The sequence below is a fragment of the Acinetobacter sp. ANC 3903 genome (genome assembly GCF_002135315.1).
In the GTDB taxonomy this organism is placed as follows: Bacteria; Pseudomonadota; Gammaproteobacteria; order Pseudomonadales; family Moraxellaceae; genus Acinetobacter.
The window spans coordinates 116924-136441 of the sequence record NZ_NEGA01000004.1 but is presented as its reverse complement, the minus strand read 5'-3'; the positions used below and the strand labels follow the sequence as shown (position 1 = coordinate 136441).

Genomic DNA, 19518 nt, shown 5'->3' with positions numbered 1-19518 from the left:
TTGCAAAGCTGTAGTGGTCAACAAATATTGGACACAGTTTTAAGTTTTTGTTCAGCCTCATAAGGACTGAACCCCTGGTTAAATTGATGTGGTCTGATGCGGTTGTAATATTCCATTAAATAAAGCCCAACATCCAGTCTTGCTTCTTGAATGGAATGGTAGCCAAGTTTCGGTATCCATTCCGTTTTAAGACTTCTGAATAGCCTCTCTGTTGGGGCATTATCCCAACAGTTTCCCTTGCGGCTCATGCTTTGTACCATCGCATATTGCTGAAGCTTATGCCTGAACATATGGCTTTTATACTGGCTACCCTGGTCGGTATGAAATATCACACCTGACGGTTTTCCTCTGCATTGCCAAGCGTCGTCTAATGCTTTGGTTACCAATTGCTGACTTGCTTGATCTGAGATCGACCATCCAATTACTCTGCGGGCATATAGATCTAGCACGACAGCTAAATATGCCCAACTTTTACCAGTCCAGATGTACGTAATATCACTAGTCCATACACGATTTGGCTTGGCAGGACTGAATTGTCTATTCAACACATTTACCGTACCAGTATCATCGACAGTGTAGCTTTGATATCTATGCTTTCTACGCTGTTTTGAAATCAGACCTAGATTCCGCATAAGTTTCCGTACTAAATATCGTCCAACCTTTATACCTTGATTTTGCAATGCGTATTTCATGCCACGGCTGCCTAAGGAGTTGCGACTTTGCTTAAAGATGCTGGAAATCATCACTTTAAGTTGTAACCGTTTAGAGCTATGCATACTATGTCTAGCACGGTAATGATAGTAACTTGAGCGAAGCACACCAAAAGCGCGACAGACCAACTCAACAGAGCTCAGCTTTCTTAACCGGTCTATCAGCGCATATGTTTGAACTCGTCTGACATTAAGAGAGCTGTAGCCTTTTTTAGAATCATCTTCTCCTGCTCAAGCTGATAAATCCGAGCTTCCAGTTCCTGAATCTTGCGTTGTTCTGGGGTTAAAGCATTGTGAGTTGGCGTCTGCCCAGTACGTTCTGATTGAAGCTGATCGACCCAACGTCTCATAGCAGTCTGACCCACATCTAAGGCACGGCAAGCATGTAAGATTGAATACCCTTGATCCAATACAAGACTAGCAGCTTCGAGTTTAAACTCTGGAGTAAATGTACGTCTTGGTTTCATAAGCACCTCATTGGTGAATCTATTATCACCTAATTTGGTGTCCAGCTTTATTAGACCACTACAAGCAATGCTTCTCATCCCATAGGGAGAGGGAGCTGCATCTGATTAAATGCCATCAAGTAACTTAATAATGAACGTTCCCTCTCCTTGTAGGAGAGGGCTAGGGAGAGGTCATAAAATTTGCTAATGTAAAGAAAACGATAAAAACAAAATCCTATGAACAAGAAAATCGACCCTCAACTACTAATATTCGCCAAATCCATGCGCCACTCTGCCACCGATGCTGAAAATCTGATGTGGCAAATTCTCCGTGCCAAGCGATTTATGAATCTTAAATTTCGTCGTCAGCATGTGATTGCTCCGTATATTGTGGATTTTTACTGCCATGAAATTGGTTTAGTGATTGAGTTGGATGGTAGTCAGCATGGAGCTGATGAAGCGATTGAATATGATGCCGAACGGACTCATTTTTTAGAAGCTTTGGGTTTAACGGTTGTGAGGTATTGGAATCATGATGTGTTGGGGCGGACGGATGTGGTGTTGGAGGATTTGTGGCAAAAATGTCATGAATTAAAGCACACCTCTCCCTAACCCTCTCCTCGGAGGAGAGGGAATATCAGTTTTAAAATTCATGCAGGTATTAAATCAAATGAGGCTCCCTCTCCAACTGGGAGAGGGCTGAAGGGATGGTTAATTTAGTAATTGACCTAGTAATTGGGGTAATTCATCAAATTCTTCAAACCAGATTACGTTAACGCCTAATTCTTTAAAAATAAGTTCTTGTAACTTATGGTGTCGTTCTAAAAAAGATACCTCAACAATAACAGATTCACCTTCATTTTTAGTTGAGATTTCGGAAAGAGTTACACGTTTAAGAAATGCATAATGGTTAGCATTCGGGTTTCCATTTTGAGCAATATCTAACAGTCTTCGTAAATTTGGATCGTCCATTGAAAGTCCTATCATTACGCAGGTATTATCTCGAAAATTTGCTAATTGTACGAGATTTGACCAATGATATGGGTTTGAATACATTCGATGGTAACCTTCCTCAGAAAATACCATTTCTATTAATTCTAGGTTGTTATAGTTGTTGGAATATTCAGGTATAAATCCATGAACATGATATATAGGTAATTCTTCATTGGTATATGTTGCATTTTGAAAATATATAGGTTTATTCTTTAAATTAAGTTTTTCAAAATGTTGTTCAAGTAAATCATCAAAATTATAATTGATAATTGAATGAATTTTTGCACCTGTCCTTGTAGGAAAACATAATTTACCAATTACTTCAATTAACTTGGATTCCCTATTTTTTTCATTTTTATATAAGTTTTTTCTTAAAATATCGATAAAATCATTACTGTTTTCTTTATCATCAGTAGCTAACCCTTTTCGTAGGTATCTTGCTGATAAAAGAGCAGATTTTAAATGTTTTTCTGAAAAATTCTTATTTATGTCTTTAATTGAATTTATAAAATCTCCTGCTTTAATATCTTGTAACTCGCTATTATCAAAATTAATGTTAATTAAATAAGTAATAAATAGACCTGATATCAATTCATTCCAGCTTGGTAAATTCGCACTACAAGAAATGCCAGCTCCTGTTAACAAAGTAGTCTTACCACTTTCATTATATATTTTTTTTAATTCTAGAATTAAATTTGATCTTTTAGTCTTCCAATCATCTTCTTTATTAAAAACAGCTTCTTTAATTTTTATAGAAAATAAATTTTTTATAATTTTTTCTGTTAAATTTTTGTTTCTATTAATTATTTTATTGATAAATGATTTTTTTATAAAGTGAATTTCAATACCACATAACTTCGCTTCTTCTATTAAAATTTCTTCTGGATAAAAATCATTTAAATGAATAATTAATAAGGTTTTATAGTTTACATTACTACTAAATACAAGATGGTTGAGTAAATTGTGAAAGTAATTTGAATCTATATATGGTTGAAACTCGATAACAATAGGACCTTCAAAGTTTTCGTAAGAATCGAATAGATATAAATCACAAATTGCTTTTTCACTGATTTTGTAATTACGAACAAAATTTATTTTTTTCTTTTTAATATCTTCAAAAACTACTGAACGCAATAATGTATCTATATTGTTATTGACCTCATTTTCACTAAGTTTGTGATCATTTTTTAAATTTAATAATAAATTATCAATATTCATATAACAAAAAAAGAAGCCTATAAAGGCTTCTTTTTACACGAAATATATCAAACTAACAACACATTAAAGCGCCGCAATCTGCTCCATATTCGCTTTAATTTTCGCTAACTGATCAGCAAACTCAGCAAGTTTCACTTTCTCACCTTCAACCACAGCAGCAGGTGCTTTTGCTACGAAACCTTCGTTAGAAAGCTTAGTCGCAATTTGGTCATGCTGTTTTTGAACTTTGTCTAAGTCTTTTTGTAGACGACCCAATTCTGCTTTAGGGTCAATTAAGCCCTTCATTGGAACGAATACAGACACATGACCTACAACACTCGACGAAGACAATGGTGGTTGTTCGCCATCAGCCAAGAAGGTGATGCTTTCAACTTTCGCCAATGCTTTGAACAATGCTTCAATACGCGTGATCTGTGCTTTTTCAGCATCAGTCGTGTTTTGAAGTAGAACTGGTAACAAGCGAGCATTACCTAAGCCCATCTCACCACGGATGTTACGCACCGCACCAATCAAACCTTGTAGCCATTGCATATCTGCTTCAGCTTGGTCGTTCATCAATGCTTGGTCAGCAACAGGGTATGGCGCAAGCATAATGGTTTCAGCACCTAGACCAATCATTGGCGCAAGGGTTTGCCAGATTTCTTCAGTCAGGTACGGCATAATTGGATGAGCTAGACGTAAAGACGCTTCCATCACCGCCAACAACACACGGCGAACTTCAGCTTTACGTTCTTCAGATACGTTTTCATCGTTCAGAACCGGTTTAGTCAGCTCTACATACCAGTCACAGTATTCATTCCAGATGAATTCATAAATCGCTTGAGCAGCCAAGTCTAAACGATAAGTTGCAAATGCTTGTTGAACCGCAGCTTCCGCCTTTTGCAGACGGCTCACGATCCATTGTTCAGGTAATTCCCAAAGATCAGGACGTGCAGTTTGACCAACGGTTTGACCTTCAACGTTCATCAATACGAAACGAGTACCGTTCCAGATTTTGTTGGCAAAGTTACGGTAACCTTCCACACGTTTCATATCGAACTTGATGTCACGACCCGTGTTGGCAAGGGCACAGAATGTGAAACGAACTGCATCTGTACCGTAAGCCTGAATACCTTCAGGGAATTCTTTACGAGTCGATTTTTCAATCTTCGCTGCCTGTTTCGGGTTCATCAAACCTGTTGTACGTTTTTGTACCAAGGTTTCAAGATCAACACCGTCAATCAGGTCTAATGGGTCAAGTACGTTGCCCTTAGATTTAGACATCTTCTGACCTTCGCCATCACGTACCAGACCGTGTACATACACAGTTTTGAACGGAACTTGCGGTGTGCCATCTTCATTTTTCATGAAGTGCATGGTCATCATGATCATGCGGGCAACCCAGAAGAAGATGATGTCGAAACCAGTTACCAGTACATCAGTCGGGTGGAAAGTATTTAAGAAATAGTTTTCCGCATCTTTCTTGGCATCGCCAGTCCAACCCAATGTTGAGAATGTCCAAAGACCCGATGAGAACCATGTATCCAGTACGTCTTCGTCTTGGTTCAATTCAACTTCAGGGGCGATGTTGTTTTTTGCACGAACTTCAGCTTCGTCACGACCAACGTAAACATTACCTTCCGCATCGTACCAAGCAGGGATACGGTGACCCCACCACAATTGACGCGAGATACACCAGTCTTGAATGTTGTTCATCCAAGCCATGTACATGTTGCTGTACTGCTCAGGCACAAATTTAATCTCGCCATCTTTAACCGCTTTAATTGCAGGCTCAGCAAGTGGCGCAATTTTCACATACCATTGGTCTGTCAATAATGGCTCAACGATTACACCTGAACGGTCACCGCGAGGTGGCTTCAATGTGTACGGTTGGATTTGATCTAACCAGCCTTCGCTTTCAGCTTGTTCTACTAATTTTTTACGTGCTTCAAAACGTTCTAAACCAACGTATTCCGCGGGTGCAGGAATAGTTTTAGAAATCTGTTCGCCAGCTTTCGCAATGTATTCAAACTCAGCAAGAACTTCAGCATTTTTGTTGAAGATGTTGATGATTGGCAATTCGCAGCGTTTACCTACTTCATAGTCATTGAAGTCGTGTGCAGGGGTGATTTTCACACAGCCGGTACCAAATTCTTTGTCTACATATTCGTCTTTAACGATAGGAACTGCACGGCCTGTAATAGGTAGGATGATGTTTTTGCCGACTAGATCTGCATAGCGCTCATCATCAAGTGCAACTGCAACCGCTGTATCACCTAAAAGTGTTTCAGGACGAGTCGTAGCAACAACGATGTAGTCTTTACCGTCGTGGGTACGCAGTGATTTATCTTCAAAGAAATATTTGAAATGCCAGAGTGAACCAGCTTCTTCTTTATCAGACTCAACTTCCAGGTCAGACAGGGCAGTTTGTAATTTTGGATCCCAGTTAACCAGACGTTTACCGCGGTAGATCAAGCCTTGTTCATGCAGTTTTACGAATACTTCTTTAACCGCATTGGATAAGCCTTCATCCATGGTGAAGCGTTCGCGTGACCAGTCTACAGATGAGCCTAAACGACGGATTTGATGGGTAATGTTGCCGCCAGACTGTTCTTTCCATTCCCAGACTTTTTCGATGAACTTTTCACGGCCCAAGTCATGACGGCTTACACCTTGAGCACCCAATTGACGTTCTACAACCATTTGCGTTGCGATACCGGCATGGTCAGTACCTGGTTGCCATAAGGTGTTTTTGCCAGACATACGGTTGTAGCGAGTCAAGGCATCCATGATGGCATTGTTAAAACCATGACCCATGTGCAAACTACCGGTGACGTTTGGTGGCGGAATCATGATACAGAATGAATCGCCTTTCTGAGATGGCTTGAAGTAGCCATTCTCTTCCCAAGTCTTGTACCATTTTTTCTCGATCTCGGTAGGATCGTAGGTCGTAGCAATATTTTGCGCAGAATCAGTCATAGTGAAAACAGATCGAAAGTGAATAAAAAATTGCATCTATTGTAGCAAAAAAAAAGACAGATTAGGCAGCTAAAGAAAATGCAAAAAATAAGCATTTGGCACATACACAATTAGGTTCTATGATGAGAGTATTATAAAAACAGCGCAGATGATCGCAGAACAATTCTAAAAGGAGATAATTATTATGAGTTATATGATTTCTTTAAAATTAAAGGCCGAAACGCATCAACGGTTCCAGCAAATACACCAGCAACTGAATCAGGGTGAAAATGAAAGTCTGGCCAAACCGCTAGGTGAAGTGCTGGCAGATATCTCTTGTGAAATTGTCGATCAGGTGTTTGGTGAAATTGCCCGTTTATCTACCTCGGATGATCGCGAATCTGAAAAGGCAGTTCAACAAATTATCGATACCGTGCGTAAATATATGCCATGGTCGGTTTCATTCTTTGGTAATGACCGCTTGATTCCTATGGTCAACTATTTGATTAAGATGGCACACGAAAAAAATGGTCAAAACTATATTTCCTATCGTGTTGATCATGTGTTGGTGGTGGAACTGCTAGGCTGTGTGGAACAAGTCAAAAGCGGCAATAGCCAATATGTTTCGCCTGCTTTGAAAGCTTTTACCGAAATGGTCGATCAGGGCGTGACACATTTGGTACGTGAGCCTAAAAAAATGTTGAAATTCAATTTTGTGGTTGATAAAACCTTAAATGGTGTTATTAGTTTTACCACGCAAATAGGCTATAAACGTTTAGAAAAAATCGGGACTTATTACGATGCTCACGAAACCCATCGTTACTTTGACCATTTTCTGATGTTTTTGAATCCAGAGCCTAAAAAAGACAGCTCAAACAATTCTGAATCGTAACTCAAAACAGGAACCATCACATGGCGCAGCAGGGCAGTTTAGACAATAAAGTGGTATGGATTACCGGTGCATCTTCAGGCTTGGGTAAGGCACTTGCTCAGAAATGTGCCTTGCAGGGTGCACAGGTAGTACTGACTGCACGCCGCGTGGAGGAGCTGGAAAATGTCCGTTTAAGTCTTGCCCATCCTGAACAGCATATGTGTATCAGTGCCGATATTACCGATGAAAATCAGGTTCGCCATGCCTATGAACAGGTACTGAACCAAAAAGGTCGTATTGACTGGCTGATTAACAATGCTGGTTTAAGCCAGCGCGCCTTAATTGCCGACACCACCATGCAAACCGAACGTGCGATTATGGAAGTAGATTACTTCTCGCAAGTTTTTCTGACCAAAACCGTACTGCCTACTTTCCTGAAACAGAAGTCTGGCCGGATTATCTTTGTTTCCAGTGTGGCAGGTTTATTGGGTACCCAATACCGTGCCAGTTACTCGGCAGCAAAAGCGGCCATTCATATGTGGGCCAATAGCTTGCGTGCAGAGGTGGCACAAGATGGCGTGGATGTGAGTGTCGTGTTCCCGGGTTTTGTCAAAACCAATGTGTCGTTTAATGCCTTAAATGGTGCCGGAAAACCGCAAGGACATCAGGATGAAGCCATTGAAAATGGTCTAGAGCCGGAAGTGTTTGCCAAAACAGTGGTCACAGCTTTGTTGAATGGTGAAGAATACATTGTGGTGGGTGGGACAAAAGAAAAACTGGGCGTATGGGTATCGCGCTTATCACCAAGCACACTGTATAAAATGATCCGTAAGATGAAGGTGAAATAATTCAAGAGCCCTCCTTTTTAAAGGAAGAAGCTTTAAAGTGTAGTGGTCAACAAATATTGGACACAGTTTTAAGTTTTTGTTCAGCCTCATAAGGACTGAACCCCTGGTTAAATTGATGTGGTCTGATGCGGTTGTAATATTCCATTAAATAAAGCCCAACATCCAGTCTTGCTTCTTGAATGGAATGGTAGCCAAGTTTCGGTATCCATTCCGTTTTAAGAATTGCAAATAGGTTGCTTCGAATTTTTGAAAAAAGTCATCGATCATGCAGAAGAAATATGTAAAATCGAACATGGTGGCTGAAGGCGTAGGAGGTGTGGTAACTCCCTAATGGTTTTCAGCCACCTTTTTTTCAAGTTAATTTCTTATCCGCGATTCAGGTTAACTAAATTTGTTCTTCACACTTTTTACACTCCAACCTCACGCCTAATTTCTCTTTTCGTCCTTGTTCAGTGATCACCCAAGGACGGTTTTGCCACGGCGGATCATGCCGTACATGCTGTGTATGGCCACAGGCCAAATCTGCAACCCAATGCTGTTCTTCATCCTGGTGAAAACCAATAATTGCTTGCTGCATAAAAACCTCCTGAAAACTCAAAAGAATAGATAAAGCTTTACCGAAATTCAGAAAAAGAAAAGAATAATCTCCGTTATACTCTTAAGCAGATTAATTTTAAAAGAGCAAAGATATGCGCGTACTTGTTGTGATGGATCCCATCGAAAATGTCAACCTGAAAAAAGATTCCTCTATGGCCATGCTCTGGGCAGCATCACGCCGTGGGCATGAACTGGGTTATGCATTGCAGCAAGACTTGTATATCGAACAAGGTAAAGCCTTTGGCTTAATTTCACCACTGAAAGTGTTTGAAGACTATAACCATTATTATGAATTGGGCGAAAAGAAAAAAGAGTCCATCGCGGCTTATGACGTGGTGTTGATGCGTAAAGACCCACCGTTCGATATGAACTTCGTGTATACCACTTACATTCTGGAACAGGCCGAACGTGAAGGGGCGTGGATTATCAACAAGCCGCAAAGCCTGCGTGACTGTAATGAAAAACTCTTCGCCACCCAGTTCCCAGAACTTCAGGTTCCCACTTTGGTCACTTCACAAGACAGTTTGATTCGTGAGTTTCTGAAAGAACAGGTAGATGTAATTGTAAAACCATTGGATGGCATGGGTGGTACAGGCATTTTCCGTTTATATCAAGATGGTATAAATATAGGATCTACCATTGAAATGCTGACCAATAACGGTACCCGACCGATTATGGCACAGCGTTATATCCCTGAAATTGTAGAAGGGGATAAACGCATCCTGATGGTGAATGGCGAGCCTGTACCCTACTGCCTGGCCCGTATTCCGCAAAATGGCGAAGTGCGAGGCAATCTGGCAGCAGGTGGCTTGGGTCAAGCGCGTCCCTTAAGTGAAAATGATAAAGCCATTGCCGCAAAAGTGGGACCTTATTTACGTGAAAAAGGTTTGGTTTTTGTGGGGCTGGATGTGATTGGTAATTACGTGACGGAAATTAATGTCACCAGTCCAACCTGTATTCGTGAAATTGATCACCAGTTTGGAACTTCAATTGCCGACGATTTATTTACAGTTCTGGAAGCAGGTATAAAAGCTTAAGCATTATTTTGATCCATCAGAGCTCCTAAGAAGGGGCTCTTTTTATTTGTCTTATTTATTTATCCGATTTTTTTATTTGGATCGGGAGATATTGGCGCGAATTGATGGAGCGGGTAAAAAAAATAGCGCATAAAATGCGGTGAACAACGCATAAAAATGTATATTTTTGCTCGATTAATAATAAAACTAGTTTAAACTTTAAAATCTGAAGAAAAAAACAATGAAACGCATGTTGAAAAAAAGTAAATAACCTTTCACGGTTATGCGTTTGTGATTACAATTGTTGGCTTAAAATCAAATCTCGTTATCCCTATTTTAAAATTGAAGAATTAGACTGTGACCGAAGCAACGCAAACAAAGCCGAAACATGTGATGATGATGGCTGCCGGAACTGGCGGGCATGTTTTTCCAGCACTTGCTGTTGCCAAAGAATTACAGCAGCAAGGCATTCAAGTGTCCTGGTTGGCAACACCAACTGGCATGGAAAACCGCTTATTAAAAAATCACGACATTCCAATTTATCAGATTGATATTCAAGGTGTACGCGGTAATGGTGCAGTACGTAAGTTACTGGCCCCTTTTAAAATTTTAAAAGCCACTTTAAGTGCCATGCGCTACATGAAACAGCTAAAAGTCGATGCTGTTGCCGGTTTTGGCGGTTATGTTGCAGGCCCGGGTGGACTGGCAGCTCGCGCCTTGGGTATTCCCGTGATTATTCATGAGCAAAATGCCATTGCCGGTTTTACCAATACCCAGCTATCGCGTATTGCGAAAACAGTGTGTCAGGCTTTTCCCAATACTTTTCCGGCAAGTGCCAAAATAGTCACTACAGGTAATCCGGTACGTAAAGAAATTACTGAAATTTTAAGTCCGTCCTGGCGTTACCAAGAGCGGGAAAAAGCAGGTTTAGCGCTGCGTATTTTAATTGTTGGGGGTTCCTTGGGTGCACAAGCGCTGAATGAGCGTGTGCCTGAAGCATTAAAACAGCTCAATGTGCCGTTGAATGTTTATCATCAATGTGGTCAAAACCATGCCGATTCCACCCAGACACGCTATGTCGATAAACCGGCATCGTTAAAGGTTGAAGTACAGCCATTTATTGAAGATATGGCTCAAGCCTATTCCAATGCTGATTTAATTATCTGTCGTGCTGGGGCGCTTACTGTGACTGAAATTGCTACTGCGGGTGTGGCTGCGGTTTTTGTTCCACTGCCAAGTGCCGTGGATGATCACCAAACTGCCAATGCCAAATTCTTGGCTAATAGTGGTGCCGCTAAAATTTGTCCGCAAAGCACTTTAACCCCAGACAGTTTAAAAGAACTTTTAGCACCGTTGATGAATCGTCAATTATTGTCTGAAATGGCAGTAAAGGCCCGTCAACAGGCTCAACCAGATGCAACCCAACACGTGGTTCGTTTAATTCAAGAATTGTAAATTAGAGTAATATATGTCCCCATCTACTCCTGCTGACCAAGCAAAAAAGTTAATTAAAGTGCCTGAAATGCGCCGTATCAAACACATTCATTTTGTCGGGATCGGTGGTGCAGGGATGTGTGGCATCGCAGAAGTATTAAAAAACCAGGGCTACAAAGTTTCTGGTTCTGATATCAAAGCGTCTAAAACCACGGCACAACTGGAAGAAAATGGCATTAAAGTGTACATCGGCCATGCTGCTGACAATATTAAAGATGCCAATGTGCTTGTCGTTTCAACCGCAATTGATCCTGAAAATCCAGAAATTAAAGCGGCTATTGAAAGCCGTATTCCAGTGGTGCGTCGTGCGGAAATGCTGGGTGAACTGATGCGCTATCGTCATGGCATTGCGGTTGCCGGTACCCATGGTAAAACCACAACCACCAGTTTAGTCACCTGTATGTTGGCAGAAGAAAACCTTGATCCAACCTATGTGATTGGTGGTTTGCTGAACCGTACCGGGGTGAATGCTGCGCTGGGTGCCAGCCGTTATATCGTGGCTGAAGCAGATGAATCAGATGCTTCATTCTTGCACTTGCAGCCTATGGCCACCATCGTGACCAATATTGATGCCGATCACATGGACACTTATGGCGGTAGTTTTGATGTTTTAAAAGATACTTTTGTACAGTTCTTGCAGAAACTTCCATTCTACGGTCTGGCTGTAGTATGCGGTGATGATGCCAACATTCGTGAAATCATGCCGCGTATTGGCCGTCCACTTTTAACCTACGGCTTTAATGAAGATAATGACATTCGTGCTGTTGAGGTTGATCAGGATGGTATGCGTACTCACTTTACCGTATTACGTAAAGGTCGTGAACCGCTTCGTGTGACTGTCAATCAGCCTGGCTTGCACAATGTACTGAATGCCTTGGCGGCAATTGGTATCGCAACCGATGAAGGCGTTTCTGATGGCGCGATCTGCCGTGCACTAGAAGGATTTAGCGGTGTAGGCCGTCGCTTCCAGGTTCAGGGGGAATTTGAGCTGGAAGGCGGTAATGTGAAACTGGTGGATGACTATGGTCACCATCCTAAAGAAGTGGAAGCCACCATTAAAGCTGCGCGTCAAAGTCATCCAGACCGTCGTTTGGTGATGATCTTCCAGCCGCACCGCTTTAGCCGTACCCGCGACTGCTTTGATGACTTCGTCGATGTATTGTCACAAGTTGACCAATTGTTATTGCTAGAAGTGTATCCTGCAGGTGAGAAACCGATTGTGGGTGCAGATAGCCGTAGCTTGGCACGTAGCATTCGTTTACGCGGTGATGTTGAACCGATTTTAATTGATCCTGTAGATGGCAATTTACCCAATGCGATGCAAAAAGTGTTACAGGCGAATGACTTGTTATTAACGCAAGGCGCAGGTAATGTGGGTGCGATCTCGGTTGATCTTGCACAAAATAATTTGTATTTAAAATAATCACCTTGTGTGATTTTGAATGTGATCGTTCAGTTATAAAGTTTAAGGATATAAACGTGGCAAATGCTTCAAAATTCGGCAAAGTTGCCGTGTTGCTTGGTGGTAAATCGGCTGAGCGCGAGGTTTCTCTAGATAGTGGTAAGGCGGTGCTTGAAGCATTGGTACGCTCGGGGGTGAATGCCGAAGCTTTTGATCCTCAAGAACGCAGTGTGACTGAACTGGTCAACTATGACCGTGCCTTTATTGTGCTGCATGGTCGTGGTGGGGAAGATGGTCAAATTCAGGGGACGCTGGAGTGGTTGAACCTGCCTTATACCGGTACCGGTGTACAAGGTTCTGCTATCGGTATGGACAAGGTGAAAACCAAGCAGGTGTGGCAAGGTTCAGAACTGCCAACTGCGCCATATCGCATTGTGACCAAAGATTCTGATCTGGATGCCATTGTGGACAGTATCGGTCTGCCATTCATTATCAAGCCGGTACATGAAGGCTCAAGTATTGGCATGAGTAAAGTTGAACGTAAAGAAGACTTTGCCGATGCGATTACCAAGGCGACTGAACATGATGCAGTGGTGATGGCGGAAAAATGGATCACTGGCCGTGAATTCACCATTGTGATTTTAAATGGTCAGGCTTTGCCAGTCATTCGCTTGGAACCACCAAAAGATGTGGCATTCTATGATTATGAAGCCAAATACAACCGTAATGATGTGCAGTACGGCATTCCATGCGGTTTAAGTGAAGATGAAGAAAAGCGTCTGCAAGCTTTGTGTTTACGTGCTTTCCAGGCCGTAGGTGCAAGTGGTTGGGGACGTATTGATGCCATGCAGGATGAACAGGGCAACTTCTGGTTACTGGAAGTGAATACTGTTCCGGGTATGACCAGTCATTCACTCGTACCAAAGGCTGCCAAAGCTGTTGGTTATAGTTTTGATGAATTGTGTGTGGCTATTTTAGAACAAACTTTAACGGCTGCGGCTCACTAAACTATGGCTCAACTCCCTGCTTCAATGCGTCGTAAACGAGCAGCAATTACTTCAATTCATGATAAGCCACCTACACGTAAGGAAAAGCTTACGAATCTGGGTGGCTGGTTATTGATGCTGGTTGCACTTGTGGTATTGGCTGTGGGGGTATATGGTCTGTACGGTGTGATGACTGATGCACGGGTGGCAGAGCTGAATGTGGTGGGTACCCGATCGGAGGCTGAAAATCGCCAGGTCACGACCCATGTGGCACCCAAAGTAACGGAAAATTATTTTACTTCTGATCTGGAACAAATCCGGGATCAGGCTTTAGAGTTGTCTTGGGTTGATCGTGTGGTGGTCTCACGCGCATGGCCAAATTCAATTCGTGTGCGAGTGATGCCTCGTCATGCCATTGCCCGTTGGGGAACCGGGCGATTATTGAGTGATAGTGGTGATATTTTTGCAGAAGTGGTGCCGCAAAATAACCAGAAATTGCCTTTGCTGCATGGCCCTGCTTCTCAGTCAAAAATGATGATGCGTCGCTACAATGAAATTAATCAGTTATTCCTGCCGGTCAATGTTCGTTTAAAAGAATTATATTTAACAGAACGTATGACCTGGTTCATGCAGTTTGATTCAGGTTTACGCATTATTGTGGATCAGGATCAGACCATGGGTAAACTTCAACGCTTGAGTCATCTGGCACAAAGTGATTTAAAACCGGTTTGGGCTAAAATTTCGTCAGTGGACTTGCGTTATCGAAATGGATTGGCCATACAATGGAAGAATTCGGCACCGCCGAATATTGTAAATGGTCATTTTGTTGTAACTATTGATGACACAAGCATTGCAGATGCGAGAATGGTAAAGCCATAATTGAGCGGCTTTATATAAAATAGAGGCTTAAGGCCATAAATTAACTAAACACGTAATGGTAGTAGTAGATAATGAATGAAGCTGTTCCCTCGGTTGTTGCGATTGACATTGGGACACACAAAGTTTCAGTTTTGATTGGTAAGGTACATGCGCCAGACAATATCCAAGTGATTGGGATGGCAACCGCTCGTAACCGAGGCATGAATAAAGGGAAAATTGTTAGTCTCGACAAGGTCATCACTGCAATTAAAAATGCCGTACAAGAAGCAGAAGATATGGCTGAATGCCGGGTGCATTCCGCTTGGATTTCCATTCCCAGTGCAGAATTAAAAAGCTTTTATGCCTCAGGTCGTACACCTATTGAAAATAGTGACCATACAATTACAACAAGCGAAGTGGTCCGTGCGCTCGAGTTGGCCAAAGCCAGCCATCTGACTTCAGATCATTATCTGGTCAGTGCGGTACCTTTAGGTTTTGAATTGGACGATTCTGCTGAATGGGTGCAAAATCCGATTCGCATGTCTGCACATAGCATGATGGGACATTATCAGCTGATGATGTTGCCAATCAGCACCATGCAGAATCTGGATCGTGCGCTGAAAGGAGCCAATATTGGCGTCGAAAAAATGGTGGTCTCCTGTTTGGCGACTGCTGAAGCCAGTTTGCTGAAAGATGAAAAAGAATATGGTGTATGCTTGGTCGATATTGGTGCCGGTACCACCAATATTGCCGTGTATCTGGATGGTCGTCTGGCATTGACGCATACTTTGCAACGTGGTGGTGAACATGTCACTCGTGATATTGCTGCGGTATTGCAAACCACGACCGAAGAAGCTGAACGGTTGAAGTTGTTATATGGCTGTGTTGACCTGAAAGTGGTCAAACCTGACCATATGATTCAATTTCAGGGCATTGATGGACCACAAACCATCAGCCGCATTGAACTGGCGGAAATCATTATTGCGCGTTATGAAGAAATTCTGACTCAGGTCCATCAGGAGTTACAGCGTAATGGGGCTATTCATGGTTTGTATCATGGTGTGGTACTGACCGGGGATGCCAGTCAAATTGAAGGCATGGTAAATTTGGCACGTCATATGTTGGGTGTTTCAGCGCATTTGGGTAATCCGCCGGTACAAGTGCATGCTGAAGAACAGAATCAGGCTGCTTTACGTCGTTCACAATATACGACTGCTGCCGGTTTGTTGATGTTTAGCCAAAGTGATACGCAAGATACCATTGTAGAAGCGACAGACCCTGAAAAACTGACAGTCTTTAAGCGGGTAGGTCGGGCATGGTCGGCGTTAAACAATCAGTTAAAATCGATATTTTAAGTGAAATTTATTGGGAATATTGTTAGGAAGTTGTACGTCTAACGGCTTGTACTTGACAAGCATGTAGTAGGACAGCATCCTAAAACACAATTTTTATTAAGATCAAGGCAGTATACGGGCTTAAGTGACTGCCAATTACGAATTAGGAAATCCAAAGATCATGGCCTCATTTGAATTTTTAGAAGATGATCAAAACGATAGCAACGGTCAAGCCCGTTTCACTGTATTTGGTGTTGGTGGTGCTGGTGGTAATGCTGTACAACATATGCTTGAATCCGACATTCAAGGGGTAAAATTTGTTTGTGCCAATACCGACAAGCAAGCTTTAGACCGTATGAATGCCCAATTCAAAATCCAGCTGGGTGAGCAAAGCACACGTGGTTTGGGTGCAGGTGCAAATCCTCAAGTGGGTCAAACTGCTGCTGAAGAAAGCCGTGAAATCATTCGCCAGCATCTGGAAGGTACCGACATGGTATTCGTCACTGCGGGTATGGGTGGTGGTACAGGTACTGGTGCTGCGCCAGTGGTTGCTGAAATTGCCAAAGAAATGGGTATTTTGACCGTTGGTGTGGTGACTACACCTTTCAATTTTGAAGGGAAACGTCGCCAACAGTCTGCTGAAAAAGGCATAGAAGCTTTAGAAGCGCATGTCGATTCACTGATTATTATTCCTAACCAGCGTTTGCTTAAAGTATTCCGCGACATTTCAATGAAAGATGCGTACAAAAAAGCAGACGATGTATTGCTGAACGCAGTACGTAGTATCTTTGATCTTGTGGTTCGCCCAGGTCACATCAACCTTGACTTCGCCGATTTGAAAACTGCCATGAGTACTCGTGGTTATGCCATGATGGGTGTGGGTTCAGGTCGTGGTGAAACCCGTGCGCGTCAGGCGGCTGAACAGGCAATCCGTAGTCCATTGCTCGATAATGTCACTATCATGAATGCCAAAGGTATCTTGATTAACGTGACCGGTGGTGATGACGTGACTTTCGGTGAAATTGAAGAAATTACCGATGTAGTCAATCAGATAGTCGATCTGGATGAAGGTCAGGTGTTCTACGGTACTGTATTTGATCCGGATGCACGTGATGAAATTAGCGTGACTGTGATTGCAACAGGTTTAACCCGAAATTCAGCCGATTCTGCAGATGCGGTAAAACGTCCAACTTCCCAGCCTGTGACACGCCCTTCTAGTCATGTCGCTCAGGCTGTAGTTGAGGATGATGATGTTCCGGCAATTCAACGTCAACACAACGAGACTAGTGCCGCACCTGCTCCAACCGTGGGTTCAGCACGTCCAACCCCAATGAGTATTCAAGATTACTTGAAAAATCAGCAACGTAAGTAAAGATAGAGCTAGGTAATCTGTATAGATTCAGCAGAAAAGGTAGTCTTAAGGCTACCTTTTTGTTTTTTATCAATGGCTAAATATGCTAACGTATAGCGGTTTGATGAGCAGATGATAGAAAAACATGTTGAAACAGCGCACCCTAAAGCGTGTCGTGAAAGCGAGCGGTATTGGTCTTCATAGTGGGCAAAAAGTCTTAATTAACTTTGTGCCGCACCATGTGGATGGGGGCATTGTATTTCGACGTATCGATTTAAATCCGCCGGTGGATATTCCAGCAGATGCCATGCTGATTCAAGAAGCATTCATGTGTTCTAATCTGGTTCAGGAAAATGCCAAAGTCGGTACTATTGAACATGTCATGAGTGCAATTGCCGGACTGGGAATTGATAATCTTATTATTGAAGTTTCTGCTTCAGAAGTTCCAATTATGGATGGTAGTGCCGGCCCATTTATTTACTTGCTAATGCAAGGTGGTCTGGCTGAACAAAATGCGCCGAAGAAATTTATAAAAATTTTAAAACCTGTTGAAGCGCTCATTGAGGATAAACGCGCTGTATTTCATCCTCATGACGGTTTTCAACTCAACTTCACCATCGATTTTGATCATCCAGCATTTAAAAAAGAATACCAGTCTGCAACCATCGATTTCTCTACTGAAACCTTTGTCTACGAAGTCAGTGGAGCACGTACCTTTGGTTTTATGAAAGATCTGGATTATTTAAAAGCCAATAATCTGGCATTAGGTGCCAGTCTGGAAAATGCCATTGGAGTGGATGAAACCGGTGTAGTCAATGAAGAAGGTTTGCGTTTCTCGGACGAGTTTGTGCGGCATAAAATTCTGGATGCAGTCGGAGATTTATATCTCTTGGGACACCAGATTATTGCCAAATTTGATGGCTATAAGTCTGGCCATGCCTTAAATAATCAATTATTACGCAATGTTAAAAGTGATCCAAGTAATTACGAAATTGTAACATTTGATGACATTACTCAATGTCCTATTTCTTATGTAAGTGTGACATAAGTCATTGTCTTTTAATGCGAGTGTTATAATATAACAAAATGAATTGTTAAACAGTTCACATATTCTTTTTATTAATTCAAAGGTATGCCCGTATTGGTTACTTTTTATTGCTTGCCAAACGTAGCATAGCTTGGCTAAGCTTAGGATCGCTTACAAAGTCGGCAGCACCACGAAGTAAGTCTTGAGTATCTGGACTAAGGGATCGGGACAGAGATTGGGGTTTTAGAGGGGCTTGCGTCTGAATTCTTAAACGTACTTGCAGTTTTTGTAAGTCTTTAAATTCAGGTAATTGTAACAATTGGGCGATATATTGCTTTTGAAGATATGCAAGTTGACTAATCATAGCTTGATTTGCACCTGTAATCGTCAAAATGCCATGTTGATAACAAACAACTTGCCATTGCTCTGGTTGGGGCAATAGCGGTTGAATGAGTTTTGTAAGTTTCTGCCATGCAGCAACTTGTGTAGAGAGAAACGTAAAGTTTCCTGTTTTTAAGTGTTTTCTTGTTTGTTGAAAGACGTTTACTGGTTCCGACATACATTGTTCCTACATATTTGTGTCTTAATCTTACGCACTTCTTTTAGTGGATATCAAGGAAGAGATCACGCAAGGACATTGACTAAGAACAGTTAAAAGAGGTTTTTATGCATACGCGACGTATTTTATTAGCGTTTTCATTGGCAGCTTCTGCCGCATCTGTAGCTTTTGCAGATTTAGTCGAATTAAATCCTAGCTCCAACAATGCATCGGTAGATCGCATTGAACAATTGACCCGTACTTTGGCTCAAGGGTCTTATGCAGAATCAAATGACATTGATCTTCCTGCTGACACCAGAATGAATGTTCAATTGCGTGAAAAAACAATTGAATTAAACAATGAATCATTGGCTAAAAAATATGGTTCAAAGAATTCACAAACTTATTCTGCGAATGCTTACTCCTGGCTAGTATCTCATCCTCTTCCAGCCATGAAACGTGTGAGCTCAGATTTTGGTGGCCGTAGTATGGCGGGGCGAGCTGAACATCATTCAGGTTTAGATTTGTCTGCTCCAAGTGGTACGCCTATTTATGCGACTGGCCCGGGTGTAGTGACTAAGTCAGGTTGGGGTACCGGTTATGGCCAATACGTGGAAATTAATCACGGCAATGGTTATTTAACCCGTTATGCACATGCATCCCGTTTGATTGCCCGTGTTGGCGATCGTGTGGAAGCAGGCGAGCAAATTGCTAATGTAGGCTGTACTGGTCGTTGTACCGGCCCGCATCTACACTATGAAGTAGTCAAAGATGGACAACGTAAAAATCCATCCCCTTATTTAGCAATGCTGCCATAAGTGGATAACGACAATTGAGAACTACAGGTATTTGCATATTCATTAAAGAGTAACTCTAAGCCTGTTAGAGCTTT

At 42.0% G+C, this 19518-nt stretch carries 18 protein-coding genes; 12 read left to right on the top strand and 6 right to left on the bottom strand.

All coding sequences use genetic code 11. The features are described from left to right. Positions 1 to 17: 17 nt before the first annotated feature. A protein-coding gene (locus B9T29_RS04180) for an IS3 family transposase (protein ID WP_143223861.1) occupies positions 18 to 1177 on the bottom strand; the annotation gives its coding sequence in 2 pieces (ribosomal slippage) (positions 18 to 925 and positions 925 to 1177; 1161 coding nt in all). 216 nt (positions 1178 to 1393) lie between these two features. Between B9T29_RS04180 and B9T29_RS04175 the strand changes: the two genes are divergently transcribed. Then, complete coding sequence (locus tag B9T29_RS04175) at positions 1394 to 1768, top strand: endonuclease domain-containing protein (RefSeq protein ID WP_086174710.1); 375 nt, start codon at positions 1394 to 1396, stop codon at positions 1766 to 1768. 99 nt (positions 1769 to 1867) lie between these two features. Here B9T29_RS04175 and B9T29_RS04170 read toward each other — a convergent pair whose 3' ends face one another. Then, positions 1868 to 3367, bottom strand: coding sequence for an SIR2 family protein (locus B9T29_RS04170; protein ID WP_086174709.1), 1500 nt, complete (start codon positions 3365 to 3367; stop codon positions 1868 to 1870). A gap of 63 nt (positions 3368 to 3430) precedes the next feature. After that, complete coding sequence (locus tag B9T29_RS04165; RefSeq protein ID WP_086174708.1) at positions 3431 to 6325, bottom strand: valine--tRNA ligase; 2895 nt, start codon at positions 6323 to 6325, stop codon at positions 3431 to 3433. A gap of 184 nt (positions 6326 to 6509) precedes the next feature. On the opposite strand from B9T29_RS04165, the gene B9T29_RS04160 reads away from it, so the two are divergent. Continuing rightward, positions 6510 to 7196, top strand: coding sequence for a hypothetical protein (locus B9T29_RS04160; RefSeq protein WP_086174707.1), 687 nt, complete (start codon positions 6510 to 6512; stop codon positions 7194 to 7196). Between the two features lie 20 nt (positions 7197 to 7216). After that, positions 7217 to 8023 (top strand): SDR family oxidoreductase, encoded by an 807-nt coding sequence (locus tag B9T29_RS04155; RefSeq protein ID WP_086174706.1) that lies wholly within the window; start codon positions 7217 to 7219, stop codon positions 8021 to 8023. 46 nt (positions 8024 to 8069) lie between these two features. Here the strand turns inward: B9T29_RS04155 and B9T29_RS16800 are convergent, their stop codons facing one another. Continuing rightward, positions 8070 to 8246: a hypothetical protein gene (locus tag B9T29_RS16800; protein ID WP_416202476.1), complete on the bottom strand. Its 177-nt coding sequence runs from the start codon at positions 8244 to 8246 to the stop codon at positions 8070 to 8072. 162 nt (positions 8247 to 8408) lie between these two features. Beyond that, complete coding sequence (locus tag B9T29_RS04150) at positions 8409 to 8600, bottom strand: DUF3565 domain-containing protein (RefSeq protein ID WP_086174705.1); 192 nt, start codon at positions 8598 to 8600, stop codon at positions 8409 to 8411. A gap of 112 nt (positions 8601 to 8712) precedes the next feature. Between B9T29_RS04150 and gshB the strand changes: the two genes are divergently transcribed. The 8 genes from gshB to lpxC all read left to right on the top strand — a co-directional run bounded on the left by gshB (position 8713) and on the right by lpxC (position 18109). Further along, the gene (gene gshB, locus B9T29_RS04145; protein WP_086174704.1) at positions 8713 to 9657 is read left to right on the top strand and encodes a glutathione synthase; all 945 of its coding nucleotides are present in this window, start codon (positions 8713 to 8715) and stop codon (positions 9655 to 9657) included. Positions 9658 to 9993: 336 nt separating this feature from the next. Beyond that, positions 9994 to 11091, top strand: a complete 1098-nt coding sequence (gene murG, locus B9T29_RS04140) for an undecaprenyldiphospho-muramoylpentapeptide beta-N-acetylglucosaminyltransferase (RefSeq protein WP_086174703.1) — start codon at positions 9994 to 9996, stop codon at positions 11089 to 11091. Positions 11092 to 11104: 13 nt separating this feature from the next. Then, positions 11105 to 12553 carry a UDP-N-acetylmuramate--L-alanine ligase gene (gene murC / locus B9T29_RS04135; RefSeq protein WP_086174702.1) on the top strand — a complete coding sequence of 483 codons (1449 nt, stop codon included), beginning with the start codon at positions 11105 to 11107 and terminating at the stop codon, positions 12551 to 12553. A 56-nt stretch (positions 12554 to 12609) separates the two neighbouring features. After that, positions 12610 to 13539 (top strand): D-alanine--D-alanine ligase, encoded by a 930-nt coding sequence (locus tag B9T29_RS04130; protein WP_086174701.1) that lies wholly within the window; start codon positions 12610 to 12612, stop codon positions 13537 to 13539. Between the two features lie 3 nt (positions 13540 to 13542). After that, positions 13543 to 14397, top strand: coding sequence for a cell division protein FtsQ/DivIB (locus tag B9T29_RS04125; RefSeq protein WP_086174700.1), 855 nt, complete (start codon positions 13543 to 13545; stop codon positions 14395 to 14397). Positions 14398 to 14468: 71 nt separating this feature from the next. Then, positions 14469 to 15731 (top strand): cell division protein FtsA, encoded by a 1263-nt coding sequence (gene ftsA, locus B9T29_RS04120; RefSeq protein ID WP_086174699.1) that lies wholly within the window; start codon positions 14469 to 14471, stop codon positions 15729 to 15731. Positions 15732 to 15891: 160 nt separating this feature from the next. Continuing rightward, complete coding sequence (ftsZ, locus tag B9T29_RS04115) at positions 15892 to 17082, top strand: cell division protein FtsZ (RefSeq protein ID WP_086174698.1); 1191 nt, start codon at positions 15892 to 15894, stop codon at positions 17080 to 17082. Positions 17083 to 17206: 124 nt separating this feature from the next. Further along, complete coding sequence (gene lpxC, locus B9T29_RS04110) at positions 17207 to 18109, top strand: UDP-3-O-acyl-N-acetylglucosamine deacetylase (protein WP_086174697.1); 903 nt, start codon at positions 17207 to 17209, stop codon at positions 18107 to 18109. 97 nt (positions 18110 to 18206) lie between these two features. Here lpxC and B9T29_RS04105 read toward each other — a convergent pair whose 3' ends face one another. After that, positions 18207 to 18647 (bottom strand): DUF721 domain-containing protein, encoded by a 441-nt coding sequence (locus B9T29_RS04105; RefSeq protein WP_086174696.1) that lies wholly within the window; start codon positions 18645 to 18647, stop codon positions 18207 to 18209. A gap of 107 nt (positions 18648 to 18754) precedes the next feature. Here B9T29_RS04105 and B9T29_RS04100 point away from each other — a divergent pair, with 107 nt between their 5' ends. Beyond that, positions 18755 to 19444, top strand: a complete 690-nt coding sequence (locus B9T29_RS04100; RefSeq protein ID WP_086174695.1) for a M23 family metallopeptidase — start codon at positions 18755 to 18757, stop codon at positions 19442 to 19444. The last annotated feature ends 74 nt before the right edge of the window (positions 19445 to 19518 follow it).